At 60.3% G+C, this 24,544-nt stretch carries 27 protein-coding genes; 14 read left to right on the top strand and 13 right to left on the bottom strand.

Translation table 11 applies throughout. The features are described 5' to 3' along the window. Positions 1 to 16: 16 nt before the first annotated feature. The gene (locus AABM52_RS04235) at positions 17 to 910 is read left to right on the top strand and encodes a ZIP family metal transporter (protein ID WP_347910624.1); all 894 of its coding nucleotides are present in this window, start codon (positions 17 to 19) and stop codon (positions 908 to 910) included. 28 nt (positions 911 to 938) lie between these two features. On the opposite strand, the gene AABM52_RS04240 is transcribed toward AABM52_RS04235, so the two are convergent. The 10 genes from AABM52_RS04240 to AABM52_RS04285 form a co-directional block, all read right to left on the bottom strand. Beyond that, positions 939 to 1,211, bottom strand: a complete 273-nt coding sequence (locus tag AABM52_RS04240) for an HPr family phosphocarrier protein (RefSeq protein WP_007970256.1) — start codon at positions 1,209 to 1,211, stop codon at positions 939 to 941. A 15-nt stretch (positions 1,212 to 1,226) separates the two neighbouring features. Further along, complete coding sequence (gene rapZ, locus AABM52_RS04245; RefSeq protein ID WP_347910626.1) at positions 1,227 to 2,084, bottom strand: RNase adapter RapZ; 858 nt, start codon at positions 2,082 to 2,084, stop codon at positions 1,227 to 1,229. Between the two features lie 2 nt (positions 2,085 to 2,086). Beyond that, complete coding sequence (ptsN, locus tag AABM52_RS04250) at positions 2,087 to 2,551, bottom strand: PTS IIA-like nitrogen regulatory protein PtsN (protein WP_008046148.1); 465 nt, start codon at positions 2,549 to 2,551, stop codon at positions 2,087 to 2,089. A gap of 12 nt (positions 2,552 to 2,563) precedes the next feature. Continuing rightward, on the bottom strand, positions 2,564 to 2,872 hold the full coding sequence (gene raiA, locus AABM52_RS04255) for a ribosome-associated translation inhibitor RaiA (protein WP_007941242.1): 309 nt from the start codon (positions 2,870 to 2,872) through the stop codon (positions 2,564 to 2,566). A 74-nt stretch (positions 2,873 to 2,946) separates the two neighbouring features. Continuing rightward, positions 2,947 to 4,440 (bottom strand): RNA polymerase factor sigma-54, encoded by a 1,494-nt coding sequence (locus tag AABM52_RS04260; protein ID WP_095944267.1) that lies wholly within the window; start codon positions 4,438 to 4,440, stop codon positions 2,947 to 2,949. Between the two features lie 245 nt (positions 4,441 to 4,685). After that, positions 4,686 to 5,411 carry an LPS export ABC transporter ATP-binding protein gene (gene lptB, locus AABM52_RS04265; protein WP_008054366.1) on the bottom strand — a complete coding sequence of 242 codons (726 nt, stop codon included), beginning with the start codon at positions 5,409 to 5,411 and terminating at the stop codon, positions 4,686 to 4,688. After that, positions 5,411 to 5,959: a lipopolysaccharide transport periplasmic protein LptA gene (lptA, locus tag AABM52_RS04270; protein WP_347910629.1), complete on the bottom strand. Its 549-nt coding sequence runs from the start codon at positions 5,957 to 5,959 to the stop codon at positions 5,411 to 5,413. Before lptA ends, lptB begins: the two co-directional genes overlap by 1 nt. Then, positions 5,946 to 6,518 carry an LPS export ABC transporter periplasmic protein LptC gene (gene lptC / locus AABM52_RS04275; protein ID WP_347910631.1) on the bottom strand — a complete coding sequence of 191 codons (573 nt, stop codon included), beginning with the start codon at positions 6,516 to 6,518 and terminating at the stop codon, positions 5,946 to 5,948. The genes lptA and lptC overlap by 14 nt, the downstream gene beginning before the upstream one ends. A 7-nt stretch (positions 6,519 to 6,525) precedes the next feature. Then, positions 6,526 to 7,050 (bottom strand): HAD family hydrolase, encoded by a 525-nt coding sequence (locus AABM52_RS04280; RefSeq protein ID WP_008046159.1) that lies wholly within the window; start codon positions 7,048 to 7,050, stop codon positions 6,526 to 6,528. Continuing rightward, entirely contained in the window at positions 7,050 to 8,024 is a 975-nt protein-coding gene (locus tag AABM52_RS04285; RefSeq protein ID WP_347910632.1) for a KpsF/GutQ family sugar-phosphate isomerase, read from the bottom strand. Before AABM52_RS04285 ends, AABM52_RS04280 begins: the two co-directional genes overlap by 1 nt. A gap of 275 nt (positions 8,025 to 8,299) precedes the next feature. Here AABM52_RS04285 and AABM52_RS04290 point away from each other — a divergent pair, with 275 nt between their 5' ends. The 10 genes from AABM52_RS04290 (at position 8,300) to hisC (ending at position 16,252) form a co-directional block, all read left to right on the top strand. Next, positions 8,300 to 9,109: an ATP-binding cassette domain-containing protein gene (locus AABM52_RS04290; RefSeq protein ID WP_008001295.1), complete on the top strand. Its 810-nt coding sequence runs from the start codon at positions 8,300 to 8,302 to the stop codon at positions 9,107 to 9,109. Then, positions 9,109 to 9,906, top strand: coding sequence for a lipid asymmetry maintenance ABC transporter permease subunit MlaE (mlaE, locus tag AABM52_RS04295; RefSeq protein WP_046040051.1), 798 nt, complete (start codon positions 9,109 to 9,111; stop codon positions 9,904 to 9,906). The genes AABM52_RS04290 and mlaE overlap by 1 nt, the downstream gene beginning before the upstream one ends. Next, complete coding sequence (gene mlaD / locus AABM52_RS04300) at positions 9,906 to 10,373, top strand: outer membrane lipid asymmetry maintenance protein MlaD (RefSeq protein WP_007970271.1); 468 nt, start codon at positions 9,906 to 9,908, stop codon at positions 10,371 to 10,373. The genes mlaE and mlaD overlap by 1 nt, the downstream gene beginning before the upstream one ends. An 11-nt stretch (positions 10,374 to 10,384) precedes the next feature. Further along, complete coding sequence (locus AABM52_RS04305; RefSeq protein ID WP_347910635.1) at positions 10,385 to 11,038, top strand: ABC transporter substrate-binding protein; 654 nt, start codon at positions 10,385 to 10,387, stop codon at positions 11,036 to 11,038. After that, positions 11,035 to 11,340: a lipid asymmetry maintenance protein MlaB gene (locus AABM52_RS04310; RefSeq protein WP_046040055.1), complete on the top strand. Its 306-nt coding sequence runs from the start codon at positions 11,035 to 11,037 to the stop codon at positions 11,338 to 11,340. The genes AABM52_RS04305 and AABM52_RS04310 overlap by 4 nt, the downstream gene beginning before the upstream one ends. A gap of 114 nt (positions 11,341 to 11,454) precedes the next feature. Further along, complete coding sequence (locus AABM52_RS04315; protein ID WP_008046181.1) at positions 11,455 to 11,694, top strand: BolA family protein; 240 nt, start codon at positions 11,455 to 11,457, stop codon at positions 11,692 to 11,694. Between the two features lie 22 nt (positions 11,695 to 11,716). After that, positions 11,717 to 12,982, top strand: coding sequence for a UDP-N-acetylglucosamine 1-carboxyvinyltransferase (murA, locus tag AABM52_RS04320; protein WP_008070575.1), 1,266 nt, complete (start codon positions 11,717 to 11,719; stop codon positions 12,980 to 12,982). A gap of 128 nt (positions 12,983 to 13,110) precedes the next feature. Then, complete coding sequence (gene hisG / locus AABM52_RS04325; RefSeq protein ID WP_008018703.1) at positions 13,111 to 13,746, top strand: ATP phosphoribosyltransferase; 636 nt, start codon at positions 13,111 to 13,113, stop codon at positions 13,744 to 13,746. A 125-nt stretch (positions 13,747 to 13,871) separates the two neighbouring features. Further along, positions 13,872 to 15,197, top strand: coding sequence for a histidinol dehydrogenase (gene hisD / locus AABM52_RS04330; RefSeq protein ID WP_347910639.1), 1,326 nt, complete (start codon positions 13,872 to 13,874; stop codon positions 15,195 to 15,197). A gap of 2 nt (positions 15,198 to 15,199) precedes the next feature. After that, the gene (gene hisC, locus AABM52_RS04335; RefSeq protein WP_347910640.1) at positions 15,200 to 16,252 is read left to right on the top strand and encodes a histidinol-phosphate transaminase; all 1,053 of its coding nucleotides are present in this window, start codon (positions 15,200 to 15,202) and stop codon (positions 16,250 to 16,252) included. Between the two features lie 61 nt (positions 16,253 to 16,313). Here hisC and algW read toward each other — a convergent pair whose 3' ends face one another. Next, on the bottom strand, positions 16,314 to 17,474 hold the full coding sequence (gene algW, locus AABM52_RS04340; RefSeq protein WP_347910642.1) for a Do family serine endopeptidase AlgW: 1,161 nt from the start codon (positions 17,472 to 17,474) through the stop codon (positions 16,314 to 16,316). Positions 17,475 to 17,577: 103 nt separating this feature from the next. On the opposite strand from algW, the gene AABM52_RS04345 reads away from it, so the two are divergent. The 3 genes from AABM52_RS04345 (at position 17,578) to cysN (ending at position 21,325) form a co-directional block, all read left to right on the top strand. Beyond that, positions 17,578 to 18,336 (top strand): Nif3-like dinuclear metal center hexameric protein, encoded by a 759-nt coding sequence (locus AABM52_RS04345; RefSeq protein ID WP_008046198.1) that lies wholly within the window; start codon positions 17,578 to 17,580, stop codon positions 18,334 to 18,336. Positions 18,337 to 18,499: 163 nt separating this feature from the next. Beyond that, entirely contained in the window at positions 18,500 to 19,417 is a 918-nt protein-coding gene (gene cysD / locus AABM52_RS04350; RefSeq protein WP_008046199.1) for a sulfate adenylyltransferase subunit CysD, read from the top strand. A 9-nt stretch (positions 19,418 to 19,426) separates the two neighbouring features. Continuing rightward, the gene (gene cysN, locus AABM52_RS04355; RefSeq protein ID WP_347910645.1) at positions 19,427 to 21,325 is read left to right on the top strand and encodes a sulfate adenylyltransferase subunit CysN; all 1,899 of its coding nucleotides are present in this window, start codon (positions 19,427 to 19,429) and stop codon (positions 21,323 to 21,325) included. A gap of 179 nt (positions 21,326 to 21,504) precedes the next feature. On the opposite strand, the gene AABM52_RS04360 is transcribed toward cysN, so the two are convergent. Together AABM52_RS04360 and pta are read right to left on the bottom strand one after the other, a co-directional pair. Then, on the bottom strand, positions 21,505 to 22,410 hold the full coding sequence (locus tag AABM52_RS04360; protein WP_347910647.1) for an acyltransferase: 906 nt from the start codon (positions 22,408 to 22,410) through the stop codon (positions 21,505 to 21,507). Then, positions 22,411 to 24,510 carry a phosphate acetyltransferase gene (pta, locus tag AABM52_RS04365; protein WP_347910648.1) on the bottom strand — a complete coding sequence of 700 codons (2,100 nt, stop codon included), beginning with the start codon at positions 24,508 to 24,510 and terminating at the stop codon, positions 22,411 to 22,413. Between the last annotated feature and the right edge of the window lie 34 nt (positions 24,511 to 24,544).

Genomic DNA, 24,544 nt, shown 5'->3' on the forward strand with positions numbered 1-24,544 from the left:
AATCCAAGGCTGGGCTATGGGCACTGAAACACTGGCGATCGGAAGTGGACGGATGTTTCGTTACGCGTTTGGATCGCTGTTACTGCTGGCGGGGATGAGCCTATTGGTTGCCCACGGACTGGCATGGCTCGACCTTGAGCCGAAGTTGCTACGTGCACTGCAGGGTGGTGCGATCTGCGCCTTGGCTACTGCGCTGGGCGCGGTGCCGGTGTTGGTGATTCGGCGGATGCCGCAGGTGCTCAGCGACACTTTGCTTGGCTTTGGCGCTGGCGTGATGCTCGCGGCGACGGCATTTTCGCTGATCGTCCCGGGCATCTCTGCCGCCGAAGGGCTTGGCCTGTCACCCTGGGCGTCCAGCGGGCTGATCAGCTTCGGCATTCTGCTCGGCGCGTTCGGGTTGTTCCTGGTGGATCGGAAGGTCTCTGGCGTCAGCCCGGACATGCTGGTCGGCACGTTGGAGCGACCGGTCATTCCTCCGCGGATCTGGTTGTTCGTGTTTGCGATCATTGCCCACAACATTCCCGAAGGCATGGCGGTGGGTGTTTCGGCCGGTGGTGGTATGCCTGACGCCGACAGCCTCGCCATGGGCATTGCCTTGCAGGATGTGCCGGAAGGGTTGGTCATCGCTTTGGTACTGGCCGGGGCAGGGATGTCCAGGATCAAGGCGTTCCTGATCGGTGCCGCATCAGGCTTGGTAGAACCGGTGTTCGCACTGCTATGCGCGTGGCTGGTGAGTCTGGCTGAACTGCTGCTGCCCTTGGGATTGGCGCTGGCGGCGGGGGCGATGTTGCTGGTGGTGACCCATGAGGTCATTCCCGAGTCACGCCGCAATGGTCACGACAAGCTTGCCAGCCTGGGGCTGCTGATGGGGTTTTGTTTGATGATGGTGATGGATACAGCCCTCGCTTGATTTGTGGCGAGGGGCTTTTTGGTTTGTATTACTCGCCTTCGTCGAAGAAGTTGTTGATCAACGCTACCAGCGCATCCAGCGCTTCCTGTTCCTGCTCGCCTTCGGTGCTCAAGTGGATCGTGGTGCCTTTGCCGGCGGCCAGCATCATCATCGCCATGATGCTTTTGCCATCGACCATGGACTCTGGTGTACGACCGGCCCGGATCTGGCACGGGAACTGACCCGCGACCCCAACGAATTTTGCAGAAGCGCGAGCGTGCAGGCCCAGTTTATTGATGATTTCGATTTCCAGAGCAGGCATCGCGATGTGAATCCTTTAGCTGAGGTCGCGGTGGCGGACCTGGACGTTCTTCAGGGATTGTTGCAGCGTCTGCCCCAGACGCTCGGTCAGGTAGACGGAGCGGTGATGTCCACCAGTGCAGCCTATGGCAATGGTGACGTAGGCGCGGTTGCTGGCGGCAAAACGAGGCAGCCACTTTAGCAGGTATGTGGAAATGTCCTGGAACATCTCTTCGACATCCGGCTGTGCCGCCAGGTATTCGGCAACCGGTTGGTCGAGCCCGGACTGCTCGCGCAATTCCGGTTTCCAGTAAGGGTTGGGCAGGCAGCGCACATCGAACACCAGGTCGGCGTCCACCGGCATGCCGCGCTTGAAGCCAAAAGACTCCACCAGGAACGCAGTCCCAGGCTCGGGCTGATTCAACAGACGCAGTTTGATGGCGTCGCGCAGTTGGTACAGGTTCAGGTTGGTGGTGTTGATCTTGAGATCGGCAAGGTCGGCAATCGGCCCGAGCAGGACGCTCTCAACGTTGATGGCTTCGGCCAGCGAGCGGTTGGCGTTGCTCAGGGGGTGACGTCGGCGGGTTTCCGAGAAACGCTTGAGCAGGGTTTCTTCGTCGGCGTCCAGGTACAGCACGTCGCACTGGATGTGGCGCGCACGGACTTCTTCGAGCAGGTCGGGGAAGCGTGACAGGTGGCTGGGCAGGTTGCGCGCATCAATGGAAACGGCGACCAGCGGTTGCAACATCTCGGTATGAACCAGGGCGCGTTCGGCCAGCTCCGGCAGCAGGCCGGCAGGCAGATTGTCGATGCAGTAGTAGCCGTTGTCCTCAAGAACGTTGAGGGCGGTACTTTTACCTGAGCCGGAACGGCCACTGACGATGATCAAGCGCATGATTACTGACCGTTTTGCTCGTCCAGGACAACCTGATACAGGGCTTCGTTGCTTGCAGCACTACGCAGCTTTTCGCGCACTTCCTTGCGGTCGAGCATGCTGGCGATCTGTCGCAGCAGCTCAAGGTGCGCATCGGTGGCGGCTTCCGGGACCAGCAGCACGAACAGCAGGTCAACCGGCGCGCCATCGATGGCGTCGAAATCGATAGGGGCGTCCAGGTGCATCAATGCACTGATGGGCGAAACACAGCCCTTGAGGCGGCAATGTGGAATGGCGATGCCATTGCCAAACCCGGTGGAGCCGAGTTTTTCACGGGCAATCAGTGCCTCGAAGACATCTTGCATCTCCAGGGCCGGCACTTCGCGGGCGATCAGATTGGCAATTTGTTCGAGGGCTTTCTTTTTACTGCCTCCCGGCACGTTCACCAGGGAACGGCCGGGGGTCAGGATACTTTCAAGTCGGATCATGGGTAGGGAGTGTTAACGACCGGTTGCGCCCTGAAGGAGGCTCTGGGTCTTTTCCTTATGCTTTTTGAGTTGTTTATCCAGCTTGTCGGTGAGTGCGTCGATCGCGGCATACATATCGGTATGTTCCGCGTTGGCGACCACTTCATTCCCGGGAATATGTAGCGTGGCTTCGATTTTCTGCTTCAGTTTTTCGACGGTCATCGTGACCTGCACATTAGTGATCTTGTCGAAATGTCGCTCCAATCGCTCGAGTTTTTCGCCGATGTAGGTGCGAAGAGGTTCGGTCACTTCCAGTTGGTGTCCACTGATGTTGACTTGCATACAGCTTCTCCTTCGTTGCCAGTGCATAAAGCGGTAGATCAGATGATCTACCACTGGAACGCTGTGGCGTGGCCCTACATCAACCGCTTGCGTTCGCTCGAAGGCGCGATCCCGAGGGATTCGCGGTACTTGGCGACGGTGCGGCGAGCCACCTGAATGCCTTGTGCCTCCAGTAAACCAGCGATCTTGCTGTCACTCAACGGCTTTTTCTGATTTTCCGCTGCAACCAGTTTTTTGATGATCGCCCGGATCGCCGTGGACGAGCATTCGCCGCCTTCGGAGGTGCTTACGTGACTGGAAAAAAAGTACTTCAGTTCATAAATGCCCCGGGGGGTGTGCATGAACTTCTGGGTGGTCACCCGTGAAATCGTCGACTCATGCATGCCCACCGCTTCGGCGATGTCATGCAGGACCAGCGGCTTCATAGCTTCGTCGCCGTACTCCAGAAAGCCGCGCTGATGCTCGACGATCTGGGTGGCAACCTTCATCAGGGTTTCATTGCGGCTTTGCAGGCTCTTGATGAACCAGCGGGCCTCCTGCAACTGATTGCGCATGAAGGTATTGTCGGCGCTGGTGTCGGCGCGGCGCACGAAACCAGCGTACTGGGCGTTGACCCGCAGCCGTGGCACTGACTCCTGATTGAGCTCCACCAGCCAGCGCTCGTTGTCCTTGCGCACGATGACGTCAGGAACGACGTACTCGGCTTCGGTGGACTCGATCTGCGAGCCCGGACGAGGGTTGAGGCTCTGGACCAGCTCGATGACCTGGCGCAGTTCGTCTTCCTTGAGCTTCATGCGACGCATCAACTGGCTGTAGTCGCGGCTGCCAAGCAGGTCGATGTAATCGGTGACCAGGCGCTTGGCCTCGGCCAGCCAAGGGGTCTTGGCAGGCAGCTGGCGCAATTGCAGCAGCAGGCATTCGCCCAGGTTGCGGGCGCCGATGCCGGCGGGCTCGAATTGCTGGATGCGGTGCAGGACGGCTTCGATTTCGTCCAGTTCGATGTCCAGTTCCGGGTCGAAGGCTTCGAGGATTTCCTCGAGGGTTTCGTCCAGGTAGCCCTGATTGTTGATGCAGTCGATCAGGGTCACGGCGATCAGGCGATCGGTGTCGGACATCGGGGCCAGGTTCAGTTGCCACAGCAAGTGGCTCTGCAGGCTTTCGCCGGCCGAGGTGCGGGTGGTGAAGTCCCACTCGTCATCGTCGTTGCTTGGCAGGCTGCTGGCGCTGGTCTGGTATACGTCTTCCCAGGCAGTATCGACGGGAAGTTCGTTGGGAATGCGTTCGTTCCAGTCGCCTTCCTCAAGGTTATCAACCGTAGGGGCGCTTTCCTGGTAGGAGGGCTCCTGGATGTCAGTGTTGGGCTTTTGTTCGGCGTTGTCGGCCAAGGGGTCGGAATTGTCGAAGTCGTCGCCTTCTTCCTGGCGTTCGAGCATCGGATTGGACTCCAGGGCCTCCTGGATTTCCTGTTGCAGGTCCAGGGTCGACAATTGGAGCAGGCGGATGGCCTGTTGCAGCTGCGGTGTCATCGTCAGCTGCTGGCCCATTCTCAAGACTAGCGATGGTTTCATGGCAGGGGCTTAACACCTTATTCGCCGGCGCACATGCGCCATCCACTACAGGGCGCCGGGGCGCCAAACTTAAGCAAATTATATGCCTGAAACTAAAGGGTTTGCCTAGAGCGCTGTAACAATAAAAACTATAAAGCTGTGTTGCTGCGCTGCCCTTGTTGAGGGCTGACCACGCTTGTCGGCACGAGGCGCTGGTGAGTGGGCCGGTCAGGTGCCCGGGCAACTGCCTGGGCACGGCTCAGCGCTTACAGGCGGAACTCATGGCCCAGGTACACTTCCTTGACCAGGTCGTTGGCCAGGATGGTCTCTGCGTCGCCTTCGGCGATCAGTTGGCCGTCATTGACGATATAGGCGGTTTCACAGATATCCAGGGTTTCACGAACGTTGTGGTCCGTGATCAGCACGCCAATGCCTTTGGCCTTGAGGTGGTGAATGATCTGCTTGATGTCGCCGACCGAAATCGGGTCCACGCCGGCGAAGGGTTCGTCGAGGAGGATGAATTTCGGGTTGGTGGCCAGGGCGCGGGCGATTTCCACGCGGCGGCGCTCACCACCGGACAGGCTCATGCCCAGGTTGTCGCGGATGTGGCTGATGTGGAACTCCTGCAGCAGGCTTTCCAGCTCCTTGCGACGGCCGGCCTTGTCGAGTTCCTTGCGGGTCTCGAGGATGGCCATGATGTTGTCGGCCACCGACAGTTTGCGGAAGATCGATGCTTCTTGCGGCAGGTAGCCGATACCGGCCTTTGCGCGGCCGTGCATCGGCTGGTGGCTGACGTCCAGATCATCGATCAGGACGCGGCCCTGGTCGGCCTGCACCAGGCCGACGATCATGTAGAAGCAGGTGGTCTTGCCGGCGCCGTTCGGGCCAAGCAGGCCGACGATCTGGCCGCTGTCGATGGACAGGCTGACGTCACGCACGACCTGGCGGCTCTTGTAGCTCTTGGCCAGATGCTGAGCTTTCAGAGTTGCCATTACTGGGCCTTTTTCTCGTCGGTTTTCTTCTTCGGCTGGATCACCATGTCGATACGCGGGCGCGACTCGGTGACCTTGCTGCCTGTGGCGCGACCGGCGCTGGCGAGTTTCTTGTCCGTGTCGTAGACAATTTTCTCGCCTTGGGTGACGTTGTTGTCCTTGTCGACAACTTTGGCCTTGTCGATCAGTACGACGCGATTTTGCGTGGCGTGATACTGGATCGTCACGCCCCAGCCCTGAACAGGCTTGGTATCGCCGGCCGTTTGCAATTGCTCGAAGTACGCAAGGTTGCCCACCGAGGTCACTACGTCAATGTCGCCAGTCGGGGTGCGGGTGATGGTAACGGTGTTGCCTGTCACCTTCATCGAGCCTTGGGTGATGATCACGTCACCCTTATAGGTAGCAATACCTTGCTTGTCGTCCAGTTGGGCATCGTCGGCCTGAATGCGGATAGGCTGCTGTTGATCTTCCGGCAGAGCCCAGGCGCTCACGCTTCCCAGTGCTGCGCCCAGACTGAGCAAAATCGGGAGGGTTTTAACGAGCCTCATACTGTCCTCTTACGTTCGATAGCAGGTGTATCCTGCTTTCTTTCAAATACGCTTTCATTCCCTTGCCAGTCGATACACCGCCAGCGCCGTCGATTCTAACGTCTTGCTCGGTCTGCGCATATTGCTGCTGCGGGAACACGGTCATGCGGGTGCTGGTGATCAGGGTCTTGCGGTTTTTCTCGTCGAAGCGCGTGATTCGCACGTCATCGATCAGTTCGACCTGTGTGCCATCTGGGTTGACCTCGCCGCGCAGGCTCTGGACGTGCCACGGGAATTCAGTGCCGCGGAACACATTCAGGTCGGGGTTGGTCAGCAATGTCACCTCGGTCGCCTTCAGGTGCTCGACCTTGTCGGACACCAGATCATATTGCAGCTTGCCGTCCGGCAGGTACTGCACGCTGTGGGCGTTGATGGCGTAATAGTCGATCGCGCTTTCATCGACCGGCGTTACCGGCTTGTCGAGGAAGCGTTCCGGGCTGATGTTCCAGTAGCCAACCGCGGCGAATATCGCCGCGATGCAAGTGAACATCAGCATGTTGCGAAACTTTTTGCTCAGCATAATGGGCTCACAGGTACGCCGCATTGGCCGCATCGAGGCGGTCCTGGGCGCGCAGGATCAATTCGCAGAATTCGCGAGCGGCACCTTCGCCGCCACGGGCGAGGGTGATGCCGTGAGCGTGTTCACGCACGAAACCGGCGGCATTGGCCACGGCCATGCCCAGGCCGACGCGACGAATCACCGGCAGGTCAGGCAGGTCATCGCCGAGGTAGGCCACCTGTTCATAGCTCAGGTTGAGTTGGGCCAGCAGTTCGTCGAGCACCACCAGTTTATCTTCGCGACCCTGATAGAGATGCGGGATGCCGAGGTTTTTGGCTCGTCGCTCGACCACCGGGGTCTTGCGGCCACTGATGATGGCGGTCTGTACGCCAGCGGCCATCAGCATCTTGATGCCCTGGCCGTCGAGGGTGTTGAACGTCTTGAATTCGCTGCCGTCTTCGAGGAAGTACAGGCGCCCGTCGGTCAGCACGCCATCGACATCGAACACCGCCAGCTTGATCTGTTTGCCGCGTTGCAGCAGGTCTGCACTCATTACATTACTCCTGCACGCAGCAAGTCGTGCATGTTCAAGGCGCCGACCGGGCGGTCTTCACGGTCGACCACGACCAGCGCGTTGATTTTATGGTCTTCCATGATTTTCAGCGCTTCGGCGGCGAGCATCTCGGCGCGGGCAGTCTTGCCGTGTGCAGTCATGACCTGGTCGATTGTAGCGCTATGGATGTCGATGCTGCGGTCCAGCGTGCGACGCAAGTCACCGTCGGTGAAGATCCCGGCCAGTTTTCCATCGGCTTCCAGGATCACGGTCATTCCCAGGCCTTTGCGGGTCATTTCCATCAGCGCGTCCTTCAACAGAGTGCCGCGCTGTACTTGCGGCAACTCTTGCCCGGCATGCATGACATTTTCCACTTTAAGCAGCAAGCGTCGGCCCAGGGCGCCGCCGGGATGGGAAAAGGCGAAGTCTTCGGCGGTAAAACCACGGGCTTCCAGCAGCGCGACGGCCAGGGCATCGCCCATGACCAGGGCGGCGGTGGTCGACGAGGTGGGGGCCAGGTTCAACGGACAGGCTTCGTGCTCGACGTGAACATTCAGGTTGACCTCGGCGGCCTTGGACAGCGGCGAGTCAGGGTTGCCGGTCATGCTGATCAACTGGATGCCCAGGCGCTTGATCAGTGGCAGCAGGGTCACGATTTCATTGGTGGAGCCGGAATTCGAGAGCGCCAGAATGATGTCGTCGCGGGTAATCATGCCCATGTCGCCGTGGCTGGCCTCAGCCGGGTGCACAAAAAACGCCGTGGTGCCGGTACTGGCCAGGGTCGCGGCAATCTTGTTGCCGATGTGCCCTGACTTGCCCATGCCGACCACGACCACGCGGCCTTTGCTGGCCAGAATCATCTCGCAAGCGCGTACGAAATCTGCGTCGATGTGGGGTAGCAGGCCTTGCACGGCTTCTACCTCGAGGCGGATGGTGCGTTGTGCTGATTGAATCAGGTCGCTGGATTGGCTCATGTCAGAAATCGTATAGCCTGATGAAAAGGCGGCGATTATAGCGGTTATGAACGAATCCCTCACGCTAGTTCGTCGCGCATTGTCATCCTTGCTGCCGGAAACCTTCTAAACGGGGCTTTCAACCGGTCATGCAGTTGAACATGTCCTGGCTTTGGCCTTGGGCGCACAGCCTTTGCAGTGATATAGTTCGCCGCCAGTTCGGCCTGCCCGGGAGGTATGTGCTTTCGTGAGAAAGTCAGGCGTCCGAGTGAGAGGCTGCATCGCAAGGAGTTTAGATGAGTGCCGATAACGCCTACGCGGTCGAGCTGAAGGGACTGTCCTTCAAGCGCGGTGCGCGCAGCATTTTCAATAATGTCGATATCCGTATCCCGCGTGGCAAGGTCACCGGCATCATGGGGCCTTCCGGGTGTGGCAAGACCACGCTCTTGCGTCTGATGGGCGCCCAGCTGCGGCCCACCAAGGGCGAAGTCTGGGTCAACGGTCAGAACCTGCCGAAACTGTCGCGCAGCGACCTGTTCGATGCACGCAAGCATATGGGCGTGCTGTTTCAGAGCGGCGCGCTGTTTACCGACCTCGATGTCTTCGAGAACGTCGCTTTTCCGCTGCGGGTTCACACGCAACTGCCGGAAGAAATGATCCGCGACATCGTCCTGCTCAAGCTGCAGGCCGTGGGCTTGCGCGGTGCCATCGAACTGATGCCCGACGAGCTTTCCGGCGGCATGAAGCGCCGTGTTGCGCTGGCCCGGGCGATTGCGCTCGACCCGCAGATCCTCATGTATGACGAGCCGTTTGTCGGCCAGGACCCCATCGCAATGGGCGTTCTGGTGCGCCTGATTCGTTTGCTCAACGATGCGCTGGGCATCACCAGCATCGTGGTATCCCACGACCTGGCCGAGACTGCGAGCATTGCCGATTACATTTATGTGGTGGGCGATGGTCAGGTGTTGGGGCAGGGTACGCCGGACGAGCTGATGAACTCGGATGAACCGCGCATTCGCCAGTTCATGACCGGCGAACCCGATGGCCCGGTTCCGTACCACTTTCCAGCGACGGATTACCGCGCAGATCTTCTGGGGAAGCGCTGATGCGCAGAATTTCATTGATAGAACGCGTTCGCCGCTTCGGCCAGGCCGGCATCGATGTGCTGGCGGTGTTCGGGCGTTCGAGCTTGTTCCTGTTCCATGCCTTGCTGGGCCGGGGCGGTATCGGTGGCGGCTTCGGGCTGCTGGTCAAGCAGTTGCATTCGGTGGGCGTGATGTCCCTGGTGATCATCGTGGTCTCCGGGGTGTTCATCGGCATGGTGCTGGCGCTGCAGGGCTTCAACATTCTTTCCAGCTATGGTTCAGAGCAGGCTGTCGGGCAGATGGTTGCCCTGACGTTGCTGCGTGAACTGGGGCCGGTGGTGACCGCCTTGCTGTTCGCCGGGCGCGCAGGTTCGGCGTTGACCGCCGAAATCGGCAACATGAAGTCCACCGAGCAGTTGTCCAGCCTGGAAATGATCGGGGTGGACCCGCTCAAGTACATCATCGCGCCACGCTTGTGGGCCGGTTTCATTTCCCTGCCGGTGCTGGCGATGATTTTCAGCGTGGTGGGTATCTGGGGCGGTTCGTGGGTGGCGGTCGACTGGCTGGGAGTCTATGAAGGTTCCTACTGGTCGAACATGCAGAACAGCGTGACGTTCACCGACGACGTGCTCAACGGGATCGTCAAAAGCATCGTCTTTGCCTTTGTGGTGACCTGGATCGCCGTATTCCAAGGCTATGACTGCGAACCCACTTCCGAGGGGATCAGTCGTGCCACTACCAAGACCGTTGTGTATGCCTCGTTGGCAGTACTCGGCCTGGACTTTATTCTGACCGCCTTGATGTTTGGAGATTTCTGATGCAAAACCGCACCCTGGAAATCGGTGTCGGCCTTTTCTTGCTGGCTGGCATCCTGGCTTTGCTCTTGTTGGCGTTGCGGGTCAGTGGCCTGTCCCCGACTCCGAGCACCGACACATATAAACTTTACGCCTACTTCGACAATATCGCCGGTTTGACGGTCAGAGCTAAGGTGACCATGGCCGGTGTGACCATCGGCAAGGTCACGGCCATCGATCTGGATCGCGACAGTTTTACCGGTCGGGTGACTATGCAGCTGGAAAAACGCATCGATAATCTGCCGGCGGACTCCACTGCATCTATCCTGACCGCTGGCCTGTTGGGCGAGAAGTACATCGGTATCAGCGTGGGCGGGGAAGACACCCTGCTCAAGGATGGTGGAACCATCCATGACACGCAGTCATCGCTGGTGCTCGAAGACCTGATCGGTAAATTCCTGCTCAATACCGTTAGCAAAGAAGCTAAATGAGGAACAGTTAAATGATCTCTACCTTGCGACGTGGCCTGTTGGTAATGCTCGCGGTGTTTCCGTTGGTGTCCCATGCCGTAGCGGCGCCTTCGGCGCACGAACTGGTGCAGGACACAACCAACCGTATGCTCGCGGACCTGGCGGCAAACAAAGAGAAGTACAAGCAGGACCCGCAGGACTTCTATACGGCGCTGGACAATATCGTCGGGCCGGTTGTGGATGCCGAGGGTATTTCCAAGAGCATCATGACGGTCAAGTACTCGCGTAAAGCTACGCCTGCGCAGATGAAGACCTTCGAAGAAAACTTCAAGAAGGGCCTGTTCCAGTTCTATGGCAATGCCTTGCTGGAGTACAACAACCAGGGCATCACCGTTGATCCGGCCAAAGACGAGTCGGGCGACCGTACCAGCGTCGGCATGACCGTCAAGGGCAGCAGTGGCGCGATCTATCCGGTGTCCTACACGCTGGAAAAGATCAACGGCGAGTGGAAACTGCGTAACGTCATCATCAACGGCATCAACATCGGCAAGCTGTTCCGCGATCAGTTCGCCGATGCGATGCAGCGCAATGGCAACGACCTGGACAAGACCATCAACGGTTGGGCCGGGGAAGTCGCCAAGGCCAAGGAAGCCACCGACAAGAAACCGGAGCAGTCAGCCCAATGAGTGAGTCGGCAGTCCAGATGGACGAAGCGGGCGAGCTGCGACTCAGTGGCGTGCTGGATTACCGCACTGGCCCTGGCCTGCGCGAGCAGGGCAAGGCGCTGATCAAGGCCAGCAAGGCTGCGGCGCTGGTGGTCGATTGCTCGGCGGTGACCAAGTCCAGCAGCGTCGGTTTGTCGTTGCTGTTGTGCTTTATCCGCGATGCGCAGGCGGCCGGCAAGGCCCTGAGTATCCACGGGATGCCGGAAGACATGCGTGAAATCGCTCAGGTCAGTGAGCTGACCGAGCTGTTGGCGCATCCCTAACCCGCATCTATGAACAAGCCCCCCGTCCGAGTCCTGCTTGGCGGGGTTCGCAGGCGCGGGGCTTTTTTGTATGATGTCCGACCCGCGCGCACAGGGCGCCGATTGAGGTTGAGCATGCAGGCCAACGAAGTTAAGAGCTTTCTTGAAGGAAAGCTGCCCGGAACGAAAGTAGAAGTCGAGGGCGAAGGCTGCAATTTCCAGCTGAACGTGATTAGCGATGAACTGGCGGCATTGAGCCCGGTCAAGCGTCAGCAGCAGGTCTATGCCCATTTGAACCCGTGGATCGTCGATGGCAGCATCCATGCGGTCACTATGAAATTTTTCAGCAGCGCGGCCTGGGCCGAGCGCACCTGAGCCCAAGGGCGTCGAGATTCTTATGGATAAATTAATTATTACCGGTGGCGCTCGTCTTGATGGCGAGATCCGCATCTCCGGGGCAAAGAACTCTGCCCTGCCGATCCTGGCTGCCACTTTGCTGTGCGATGGCCCGGTGACCGTGGCCAACCTGCCGCACCTGCACGACATCACCACCATGATCGAGCTGTTCGGGCGCATGGGCATTGAGCCTGTGATCGACGAGAAACTCTCCGTCGAAATCGACCCGCGCACCATCAAAACCCTGATCGCACCGTACGAGCTGGTTAAAACCATGCGTGCGTCGATTCTGGTACTGGGCCCGATGGTTGCCCGTTTCGGTGAAGCCGAAGTCGCCTTGCCTGGCGGTTGCGCCATCGGTTCGCGTCCGGTTGACCTGCACATCCGTGGCCTGGAAGCCATGGGCGCAGTCATCGACGTCGAAGGCGGCTACATCAAGGCCAAGGCGCCTGAAGGCGGCCTGCGCGGTGCGCACTTCTTCTTCGATACCGTCAGCGTAACCGGTACCGAAAACATCATGATGGCTGCCGCTCTGGCCAAGGGCCGCAGCGTCCTGGCTAACGCCGCGCGCGAGCCGGAAGTGGTCGACCTGGCGAACTTCCTGAACGCCATGGGCGCCAAGGTTTCCGGCGCCGGCACCGACACCATCACCATCGATGGCGTCGAGCGTCTGCACACCACCACGTATAAAGTGATGCCAGACCGTATCGAAACCGGTACCTACCTGGTTGCCGCTGCCGTAACCGGCGGTCGCGTGAAGGTCAAGGACACCGATCCGACCATCCTCGAAGCCGTTCTGGAAAAACTCCGCGAGTCCGGTGCCGAAATCACCTGCGGCGAAGACTGGATCGAGCTGAACATGCACGGCAAGCGTCCGAAAGCCGTCAATGTGCGGACCGCTCCGTACCCGGCGTTCCCGACCGACATGCAGGCGCAGTTCATCTCCCTCAACGCCATTGCCGAAGGCACTGGTGCCGTGATCGAGACGATCTTCGAAAACCGCTTCATGCACGTTTACGAACTGCACCGCATGGGCGCTCACATCCAGGTCGAAGGCAACACCGCGATCGTTACCGGGATCGAAAAGCTCAAGGGCGCGCCAGTGATGGCGACTGACCTGCGTGCTTCGGCCAGCCTGGTGATCTCGGCGCTGATCGCCGAAGGCGATACCCTGATCGATCGCATCTACCACATAGACCGTGGTTACGAGTGCATCGAAGAGAAACTGCAGATGCTCGGCGCCAAGATCCGCCGCGTACCGGGCTAGTTTCTGCTACATGGGCACAAGGATGTGCCCGTTGAATTGTTGTAAAGTCGAGCCGGTTTCCGGCTCGATGTGTGTCCGGCGCCATTTGCGACCGGGCATGAGTACCTTGATAAGGACTGACGTTTCCCATGTTGACCATCGCACTGTCCAAGGGCCGCATCCTTGACGACACCCTGCCGCTTCTGGCTGAAGCGGGCATCGTGCCGACCGAGAATCCGGACAAGAGCCGCAAGCTGATCATTCCCACGACCCAGGAAGACGTACGCCTGCTGATCGTGCGAGCCACCGACGTGCCGACTTACGTCGAGCATGGTGCTGCCGACCTCGGTGTCGCCGGTAAAGATGTGCTGATGGAATATGGCGGCCAGGGCCTGTACGAGCCACTGGACCTGCAAATTGCCCAGTGCAAGTTGATGACGGCCGGCAAGGTCGGCGCGGTCGAGCCCAAAGGGCGCCTGCGCATCGCCACCAAGTTCGTCAACGTTGCCAAGCGTTATTACGCTGAGCAGGGTCGTCAGGTCGACATCATCAAGCTGTACGGCTCGATGGAGCTGGCACCGCTGATCGGCCTTGCCGACAAGATCATCGACGTGGTCGACACCGGTAACACGCTGCGGGCCAACGGCCTGGAGCCACAGGATTTCATTGCCGCCATCAGCTCCCGGCTGATCGTCAACAAAGCCTCGATGAAGATGCAGCACGCCCGTATCCAGGCGTTGATCGACACCCTGCGCAAGGCAGTGGAGTCTCGACACCGCGGCTGATTCACCTGCGCGACGTTAAGTCGCGCCCGTCTATCCGCCTCATAGCCAGAATTCTCAGGTGCCCAAGCGGATGGAGTGCTAGCTTCGGGTGCCTGAGTTTTTGCCATTCCTATGAGGCTCTCGCTATGACCGCACCGACTGCAATTCGCCGACTCAACGCTGCTGACCCGGATTTCGCGCATCATCTGGATCATCTGCTGAGCTGGGAAAGTGTGTCTGACGACTCGGTCAATCAGCGGGTGCTGGACATCATCAAAGCCGTGCGTGAGCGTGGCGACGCGGCACTGGTGGACTTTACCCGCCAGTTCGACGGCCTGGACGTGAAGTCCATGGCCGACCTGATCCTGCCGCGCGAGCGTCTGGAACTGGCGCTCACCCGCATCTCCGTGCCTCAGCGTGAAGCCCTGGAAGTCGCTGCGGCTCGTGTGCGCAGCTACCACGAAAAACAGAAGCAGGACTCCTGGAGCTACACCGAGGCCGATGGCACCGTGCTGGGCCAGAAAGTCACGCCGCTGGACCGTGCCGGCCTGTATGTACCGGGCGGCAAGGCGTCGTACCCGTCGTCGGTGTTGATGAACGCGATTCCGGCCAAGGTTGCCGGGGTGACCGAAGTGGTCATGGTCGTGCCGACCCCGCGCGGTGAAATCAATGAACTGGTATTGGCCGCGGCCTGCATAGCCGGTGTCGACCGGGTGTTCACCATCGGCGGCGCCCAAGCGGTAGCGGCGTTGGCTTACGGTACTGAAAGCGTGCCGAAGGTCGACAAGGTGGTCGGCCCGGGCAACATCTATGTCGCCACCGCCAAGCGCCACGTGTTTGGCCAGGTCGGTATCGACATGATTGCCGGTCCCTCCGAGATCCTTGTGGTGTGCGACGGTCAGACCGATCCGGACTGGATCGCCATGGACCTGTTCTCCCAGGCCGAGCACGACGAAGACGCCCAGGCGATTCTGGTCAGCCCCGACGCCGAGTTCCTCGACAAGGTCGCCGCCAGCATCGCCAAGCTGATGCCGACCATGGAGCGCGCCGCGATCATCGAAACCTCGATCAATGGCCGTGGTGCACTGATCAAGGTTCGCGACATGGAGCAAGCCATCGAAGTGGCTAACCGCATCGCGCCGGAGCACCTGGAATTGTCGGTTGCCGATCCACAGGCCTGGCTGCCGCAAATCCGCCACGCCGGTGCGATCTTCATGGGGCGTCACACCTCTGAAGCACTGGGCGATTACTGCGCAGGTCCGAACCATGTGTTGCCGACCTCGGGCACCGCGCGCTTCTCGTCGCCGCTGGGTGTGTATGACTTCCAGAAACGCTCGTCGATCATCTTCTGCTCCGAGCAGGGTGCCTCCGAACTGGGCAAGACCGCTTCCGTGCTGGCCCGTGGCGAGTCGCTGACCGCCCACGCTCGCAGTGCCGAATACCGCATCGTTGACGATAAGAAGGTTGACTGATCATGAGTAAATTCTGGAGCCCCTTCGTCAAGAGTCTGGTGCCTTACGTGCCGGGCGAGCAGCCGAAACTGGCGAAACTGGTGAAGCTCAACACCAATGAAAACCCCTATGGCCCATCGCCTAAAGCCTTGGCGGCGATGCAGACCGAGCTGAACGACAACCTGCGCCTGTACCCGGACCCGAACAGCGATCTGCTGAAGAATGCGGTGGCCAAGTACTACGGCGTGCAGAGCAATCAAGTTTTCCTCGGCAATGGTTCCGACGAAGTCCTGGCGCACATCTTTCACGGCTTGCTGCAGCATGACAATCCAGTGCTGTTCCCGGACATCAGCTACAGCTTCTACCCGGTCTACTGCGGGTTGTACGGCATCAAGTTCGACGCGGTGCCGCTGGACGAGCAGTTCCAGATCAACCCGGCGGACTACGCCAGGCCGAACGGCGGGATCATCTTCCCCAACCCGAACGCACCGACCGGTTGCCTGTTGGCGCTGGAGGCGGTGGAGCGGATTCTCAAGGCCAGCCCGGATTCGGTGGTGGTGGTCGACGAGGCTTACATCGACTTCGGCGGCGAGACGGCAATCACCCTGGTGGACCGTTATCCAAACCTGCTGGTGACCCAGACCCTGTCCAAGTCCCGTTCCCTGGCCGGCCTGCGGGTGGGGCTGGCGGTGGGGCATCCAGACCTGATCGAGGCGCTGGAGCGGATCAAGAACAGCTTCAACTCCTATCCGCTGGATCGCATGGCGAATGTCGGCGCTGCCGCCGCGTTCGACGATCGCGAGTATTTCGACAAGACTTGCCGGTTGGTGATCGAGAATCGCGAGAAGGTCGTTGCACAGCTAGAGGAGAAGGGTTTTGAAGTGCTGCCATCGGCGGCGAACTTCATATTCGCCCGTCACCCTCGGCACGATGCGGCGGGGCTTGCGGCGAAGCTGCGCGAGCAAGGCGTGATCGTGCGGCACTTCAAGCAGGAGCGGATTGCCCAGTTCCTGCGGATTTCCATCGGCACGCCAGAGCAGAATCAGGCGTTGATCGACGGCCTCGGCGACCTCTAAACCACCGCTGCCCCTTGTAGGAGCGAGCTTGCTCGCTCCTACAAGGGTTTGTATTAGCCGCTTACTCTTCTTCTTTATCCTTGGCCGGAGCCGGCGGTGGACGCAGGCCGACTTCCGCCGTCAGCTTGAGCTCCTTGCCGTTGCGCATCACCTCGATCGCGACCTTGTCGGTCGGCTTGATCCGCGCCACCTGATTCATCGAGCGACGGCCATCACCGGCCGGTTCGCCATCGATGGCAAGAATCACATCACCCAGTTGCAGGCCGGCCTTCTGTGCCGGACCGTCGCGGAAAATCCCCGCAACGACAATGCCTGGACGCCCGGACAAACCGAACGACTCGGCCAGTTCCTGGGTCAGCGGCTGTACTTCGATACCCAGCCAGCCACGAATCACCTGGCCGTGCTCGATGATCGACTTCATCACTTCCATGGCCAGCTTCACCGGGATCGCGAAACCAATGCCCTGGGAGCCCCCGGACTTGGAAAAGATCGCCGTGTTGATGCCGGTCAGGTTGCCGATGGCATCCACCAGCGCACCGCCCGAGTTGCCCGGGTTGATCGCCGCATCGGTCTGGATGAAGTCTTCGTAGTTGTTCAGGCCCAGTTGGTTGCGCCCGGTGGCGCTGATGATGCCCATGGTCACGGTCTGGCCGACGCCGAACGGGTTGCCGATTGCCAGCGCGACGTCGCCGATGCGGATGTTGTCGGAACGCCCCACGGTGATCGACGGCAGGTTTTTCAGGTCGATTTTCAGAACCGCGAGGTCAGTCTCCGGGTCGCTGCCGATCACCCGCGCCAGGGTTTCCCGGCCGTCCTTGAGCGCCACCACGATCTGGTCGGCGCCGCTGGTCACGTGGTTGTTGGTCAGGATGTAGCCTTCCGGGCTCATGATCACGCCAGAACCGAGGCTCGACTCCATGCGCTTCTGCTTGGGCGAGTTGTCGCCGAAGAAACGACGGAACTGCGGGTCTTCGAACAACGGATGGTTGGGTTTGTTGATGACTTTGGTGGTGTACAGGTTCACCACCGACGGCGCCGCGGTGGATACCGCTTCGGCATAAGACACTGGGCCCTGCTGCATGCTGGTGGTTTGCGGCGCTTGTTGCAGGTTGACGTCGAGGCTCGGGAGCCCCACCCACTGCGGGTAACGCTGGATTATCAAGAGAGCGACAAGCACGCCGGCCAACAGCGGCCAGCCGGAAAAACGCAGCGCCTTGAGCATTAAGCAGTTCCTGAGAGAGTTGCAGGCGGTATGAGACCGCTCATAATGACGCGCATTATACGAGGCCGCACGCGCCTCTGAACGGGATATTTAGGAGTCTTTTATGGCCGTCGCCCTGAGCACCCTGGTCGAAGAAGCCGACCGCTACCTCAACAGCGCCAAAATCGCCGATTACTGCCCCAACGGTCTGCAGGTCGAGGGACGGCCGCAAGTGATGCGCATTGTCAGTGGCGTCACCGCCAGCCAGGCCTTGCTCGATGCGGCCGTGGAAGCCAACGCCGACCTGGTGCTGGTGCATCACGGCTACTTCTGGAAAGGCGAGAACCCGTGCATCACCGGCATGAAACAGCGCCGCCTGAAGACCCTGCTCAAGCACGACATCAGCCTGTTGTCCTATCACCTGCCGCTGGACCTGCACCCGGACGTCGGCAATAACGTGCAGCTTGCGCGGCAGCTCGACATCACCGTCGAAGGTCCGCTGGACCCGGACAACCTGAAGATTGTCGGCCTGGTAGGCTCCTTGAATGAGCCGATGATGCCCCGGGATTTCGCCCGCCGCGTCCAGGAAGTGATGGGGCGTGAGCCGCTGTTGATCGAAGGCAGCGCCATGATCCGCCGCGTCGGCTGGTGCACCGGTGGTGGCCAGGGTTACATCGATCAGGCCATTCTGGCCGGTGTCGATCTGTACCTCAGCGGCGAGGCTTCCGAGCAAACCTTCCACAGCGCCCGGGAAAACGACATCAGCTTCATTGCCGCCGGTCACCATGCGACTGAGCGCTACGGCGTTCAGGCGCTGGGGGATTATCTGGCCCGCCGGTTTGCGCTGGAGCACATCTTCATCGATTGCCCGAATCCGATCTGAGGTACACCATCGATCAAAAAAGGGCTGCAGTGCCCAAACGGGCAGGCATATTCATATGCTCTTTCGATCTAGTTGGCGTCCTGATTAGAAGTGGTCGCTGTGCTAGGATCCCCGCTCGAACACGGCCCGCTGGCCGTTCATAAGAAAGTTTTCGTGAGTAGCCATGGTCGACAAACTGACGCATCTGAAACAGCTGGAGGCGGAAAGCATCCACATCATCCGCGAGGTGGCCGCCGAGTTCGATAACCCGGTGATGCTGTACTCCATCGGTAAAGACTCCGCCGTGATGCTGCATCTGGCACGCAAGGCGTTCTTCCCGGGCAAGCTGCCGTTTCCGGTGATGCACGTCGACACTCGCTGGAAGTTCAAGGAGATGTACAGCTTCCGCGACAAGATGGTCGCCGAGCTGGGCCTCGACCTGATCACCCACGTCAACCCGGACGGCGTGGCGCAGGACATCAACCCGTTCACCCACGGCAGCGCCAAGCACACCGACATCATGAAGACCGAGGGCCTCAAGCAGGCACTCGACAAGTATGGTTTCGACGCAGCATTCGGCGGCGCCCGTCGCGATGAAGAAAAGTCCCGCGCCAAAGAGCGTGTGTACTCGTTCCGCGACAGCAAGCACCGCTGGGACCCGAAGAACCAGCGTCCCGAGCTGTGGAACGTCTACAACGGCAAGGTCAACAAGGGCGAGTCGATCCGCGTCTTCCCGCTGTCGAACTGGACCGAGCTGGACATCTGGCAGTACATCTACCTTGAAGGCATCCCGATCGTTCCGCTGTACTTCGCCGCCGAGCGTGAAGTCATCGAGAAGAACGGCACGCTGATCATGATCGACGACGAGCGCATCCTCGAGCACCTGAGCGATGAAGACAAAGCGCGCATCGTCAAAAAGAAAGTGCGTTTCCGTACCCTTGGTTGCTACCCGTTGACGGGCGCGGTGGAGTCCGAGGCCGAAAGCCTCACGGACATCATTCAGGAAATGCTCCTGACGCGAACTTCCGAGCGCCAGGGCCGTGTCATCGACCACGATGGCGCAGGCTCGATGGAAGACAAAAAACGTCAGGGTTATTTCTAAGGGGTTGTCATGTCGCACGTATCTGATTTGATCAGCGAGGACATCCTCGCCTACCTGGGCCAGCACGAACGTAAAGAGCTGCTGCGCTTTCTGACCTGCGGTAACGTCGACGACGGCAAGAGCACCCTGATCGGGCGCCTGCTGCACGACTCCAAGATGATCTACGAAGATCACCTGGAAGCCATTACCCGCGACTCGAAAAAAGTCGGCACCACCGGCGAAGACATCGACCTGGCGCTGCTGGTTGACGGCCTGCAGGCCGAGCGCGAACAAGGCATCACCATCGATGTCGCGTACCGCTATTTCTCCACCGCCAAGCGCAAATTCATCATCGCCGACACCCCGGGCCATGAGCAGTACACCCGCAACATGGCCACCGGTGCGTCCACCTGTGACCTGGCGATCATCCTGGTCGACGCCCGTTACGGCGTGCAGACCCAGACCCGTCGCCACAGCTTCATCGCCTCGTTGCTGGGCATCAAGCACATAGTCGTGGCCATCAACAAGATGGACCTCAAGGACTTCGACCAAGGCGTGTTCGAGTCGATCAAGGCCGACTACCTGCAGTTCGCCGAGGGCTTGAAGCTCAAGCCGACCAGCATGCACTTCGTGCCGATGTCGGCACTGAAGGGCGACAACGTGGTGAACAAGTCCGAGCGTTCGCCGTGGTACACCGGCCAGTCGCTGATGGAAATCCTCGAGACCGTGGAAGTGGCGGGCGATCGCAACTTCACCGACCTGCGTTTCCCGGTGCAGTACGTCAACCGTCCAAACCTGAACTTCCGTGGCTTCGCCGGTACGCTGGCCAGCGGCATCGTCAAGAAAGGCGACGAAGTCGTGGTGCTGCCGTCGGGCAAGAGCAGCCGCGTGAAGTCTATCGTTACCTTCGAAGGTGAGCTGGAGCACGCAGGTCCTGGTCAGGCAGTCACGCTGACCATGGAAGACGAAATCGACATCTCCCGTGGCGACCTGTTGGTTCACGCCGACAACGTGCCACCGGTGACCGACAGCTTCGAAGCCATGCTGGTGTGGATGGCTGAAGAGCCGATGCTGCCGGGCAAGAAATACGACATCAAACGCGCCACCAGTTACGTGCCGGGCTCCATCGCCAGCATCGTCAACAAGGTCGACGTGAACACCCTGGAAGAAGGCCCGGCCAGCGCATTGCAACTGAACGAAATCGGCAAGGTCAGGATTGCGCTCGATGCGCCGATTGCCCTCGACGGTTACGACAGCAACCGCACCACCGGCGCCTTCATCATCATCGACCGCTTGACCAACGGCACCGTTGGCGCAGGCATGATCGTCGCCCAGCCTTTGGCCCATGGCACCAGCACGCACCACGGCAAACTGGCTCACGTCGCCACCGAAGAGCGCGCACAGCGCTTCGGCCAGCAACCGGCCACCGTGTTGTTCAGCGGCTTGTCGGGCGCGGGCAAAAGCACCCTGGCGTATGCGGTTGAACGCAAGTTGTTCGACCTGGGTCGCGCGGTGTTCGTACTCGATGGCCAGAACCTGCGTCACGACCTGAACAAAGGTCTGCCACAGGATCGCGCCGGGCGTACCGAGAACTGGCGTCGTGCCGCGCACGTTGCGCGTCAGTTCAACGAGGCTGGCCTGCTGACCCTCGCTGCGTTCGTTGCCCCGAGTGCCGAAGGTCGTGAACAGGCCCGGGAATTGATCGGCAAGGAGCGTCTGCTGACGGTCTACGTCCAGGCTTCGCCGACGGTCTGCGCCGAGCGTGATCCGCAAGGTTTGTACGCAGCGGCCGGGGATAACATCCCAGGCGATTCTTTCCCGTACGACGTGCCGCTGGATGCCGATCTGGTGATCGACACCCAGTCCGTGTCGCTGGAAGAAGGCGTCAAGCAAGTGCTGGGTCTGCTGCGTGAGCGTGGTGCGATCTAAGCCTTAGCTGCAAAATGAAAAACCCGCAGACAAGTGATTGTCTGCGGGTTTTTTTGTGTCCTGGAAATGGCTATCGCGGGCAAGCCCGCTCCCACAGTTTTGAGGGCGTTCGCAAAATTTGTGAACGACACGGTCCCTGTGGGAGCGGGCTTGCCCGCGAAGAGGCCGGTACAGGCACCTCAAGACTTCGCTGGATACTCGCGGTGCATCTGTTCCAGCAACGCATCCTTGTCCTGCCACAACTGGTTGATCCAGCCCTGGAACTGCAGGCGGTATTCGCCGTCCTGGTCATAGTTCTTGCCAATGAATTGCGGCGGAATCTTCAGCTCTTCAAAGTGCACCACCACATCCGCAACGTTCCCGCACAGCAAGTCCCAGAAACCCGGGCGCCCGGCGGGGTAGTGGATGGTCACATTGACCAGGGATTCAAGCTGCTCGCCCATCGCATCCAGCACAAAGGCAATGCCGCCGGCCTTGGCCTTGAGCAGGTACTTGAAGGGGGACTGCTGTTGCTTGTGCTTGCCTTCGGTGAAGCGCGTGCCTTCGACGAAGTTGAAAATGCCCACCGGGTTGTTGCGGAATTTCGCACAGGTCTTGCGGGTGGTTTCCAGGTCCTTGCCTTTCTTCTCCGGGTGCTTCTCCAGATAGGCCTTGGAGTAGCGCTTCATGAACGGAAAGCCCAGCGCCCACCAGGCCAGCCCGATCACCGGGACCCAGATCAGCTCCTGCTTGAGAAAGAACTTGAGCGGCTGAATGCGCCGGTTGAGCACGTATTGCAGCACCAGGATGTCGACCCAGCTCTGGTGGTTGCTGGTGATCAGGTACGAGTGCTGATAGTCGAGGCCTTGCAGGCCGCTGATGTGCCAGCGCGTGCGGCGCACCAGGTTCATCCAGCCTTTGTTGAGGCTGATCCAGGCTTCGTGGGTATGGCTCATCAGCCAGCCCGCGAGGCGCTGGGTGAGGGCGAACGGCAATACCTTGACGAGCGCCACGCAGAACAGGAACGAGCAGAGCAGAATCGTGTTCAGTGCCAGCAGCAGCGAGGCGATCACGCCCCGCAGCGGAGCAGGTAGGAAGTCCAGCATTTACACATCCATAGGTCGGTTGGCGGCTTGAATCGCGGTCAGGGCGATGGTGTAGACGATGTCATCGACCTGCGCGCCGCGTGGCAAATCGTTCACCGGTTTGCGCAGGCCTTGGAGCATTGGCCCAAGGCTGACGCAGTCGGCGCTGCGCTGTACGGCCTTGTGCGTGGTGTTGCCGGTGTTGAGGTCGGGGAACACGTACACCGTGGCACGACCGGCCACCTGACTGTTCGGCGCCAGTTGCCGGGCCACGCTTTCGTTGGCGGCGGTGTCGTACTGCAAGGGGCCGTCGATCAGCAGCGAGTGCTGTTGTTCGTGGGCGAGCAGGGTTGCTTCGCGTACCTTCTCGACTTCTTCGCCGCTGGCGGATTCACCACTGGAGTAGCTGATCATCGCCACCCGTGGCGTGATGCCGAAGGCGGCGGCAGAGTCAGCGCTTTGCAGGGCGATCTCGGCCAGTTCGCTGGCACTCGGGTGCGGGTTCATCACGCAGTCGCCGTAGACCAGCACCTCTTCCGGGAACAGCATGAAGAACACCGACGACACCAGGGTGCAGCCCGGCGCGGTTTTGATCAGCTGCAGGGCCGGGCGGATGGTGTTGGCGGTGGTGTTGATCACGCCCGACACGAGGCCGTCGACTTCATCCAGGGCCAGCATCATGGTGCCGATCACCACGGTGTCTTCCAGTTGTTGCTCGGCCATCGGCGCGTTGAGGCTTTTGCTTTTGCGCAGCGCGACCATCGGCTCGACATAGCGCTCGCGGATCGAGTCCGGATCGATGATTTCCAGTCCTGGCGGCAGTTCGATGCCCTGGGCGCGGGCGACGGCCTGCACGTCCTCGGGCTTGGCCAGCAACACACAGCGAGCGATTCCGCGGGCCTGGCAGATCGCGGCGGCCTGCACGGTCAGTGGCTCGCTGCCTTCGGGCAGCACGATGCGCTTGTTGGCCGCCTGGGCGCGCTGGATCAATTGATAGCGGAAAACCGCTGGCGACAGGCGCATTTCCCGGGGCGTACCGCAGCGCTGGTGCAGCCAGTTGGCATCGAGATGGCCGGCGATGAAATCGGTGATGATTTCGGCGCGCTCGCGGTCATCGATGGGGATTTCCTTGTTCAGGCCATTGAGCAGGTTGGCGGTGTCATAGGAGCCGGTGCTCACCGACAGCACCGGCAATCCGGCCTGCAGGGCGCCGCGGCACAGGTCCATGATGCGCGGGTCGGGCAGGGTGTCGCTGGTCAGCAGCAGGCCGGCCAGCGGCACGCCGTTCAAGGCCGCGAGGCTGACGGCGAGGATGATGTCGTCGCGGTCGCCGGGGGTCACCACCAGCACGCCGGGCTTGAGCAACTCCACGGTGTTGCGCATGGTGCGGGCGCAAATGATGATCTTGGTCATGCGCCGGGTTTCGTAATCACCGGCGTTGAGCACTTGCGCGCCCATCAGGTCGGCGACGTCGCGGGTGCGCGGGGCGTTCAGTTCCGGCTGGAACGGAATGCAGCCGAGCAAGCGGAAATCACCACTGCGCAGCAATGGCGAATGCTCCTTCAGGCGCGTGGCGAAGGCCTCCATGCTTTCCTCGGTCTTGACCTTGTTGAGGATCACACCGAGGACTTTCGGGTCTTTCGGCCCGCCGAACAATTGCGCCTGCAACTCGACGCGACCGGAGAGCTCGGTCAGCACTTCGTTTTCCGGTGCCGAGACCAGGATCACCTCGGCGTCGAGGCTCTTGGCCAGGTGCAGGTTGACCCGCGCGGCGTAACTGGCGCTGCGGGTCGGCACCATGCCTTCGACGATCAGCACGTCCTTGCCGATGGCAGCCTGCTGATAAAGGGCGATGATTTCTTCGAGCAACTCATCAAGCTGACCATCGCCGAGCATACGCTCGACATGGGCCAGGCCCAGGGGCTTGGGCGGTTTCAAACCGTGGGTACGCGCCACCAGTTCGGTGGAACGTTCCGGGCCCGTGTCGCCCGGATGCGGCTGGGCAATCGGCTTGAAAAAACCGACCTTGAGCCCGGCACGCTCAAGGGTACGCACCAGCCCGAGGCTGATGGAGGTCAGACCCACACCAAAATCGGTGGGCGCGATAAAAAAAGTTTGCATGCGGATTCTCTGGAGGTGCATGGCAAAGGTGAAC

This window comes from Pseudomonas grandcourensis (genome assembly GCF_039909015.1).
Classification (GTDB): Bacteria; Pseudomonadota; Gammaproteobacteria; order Pseudomonadales; family Pseudomonadaceae; genus Aquipseudomonas; species Aquipseudomonas grandcourensis.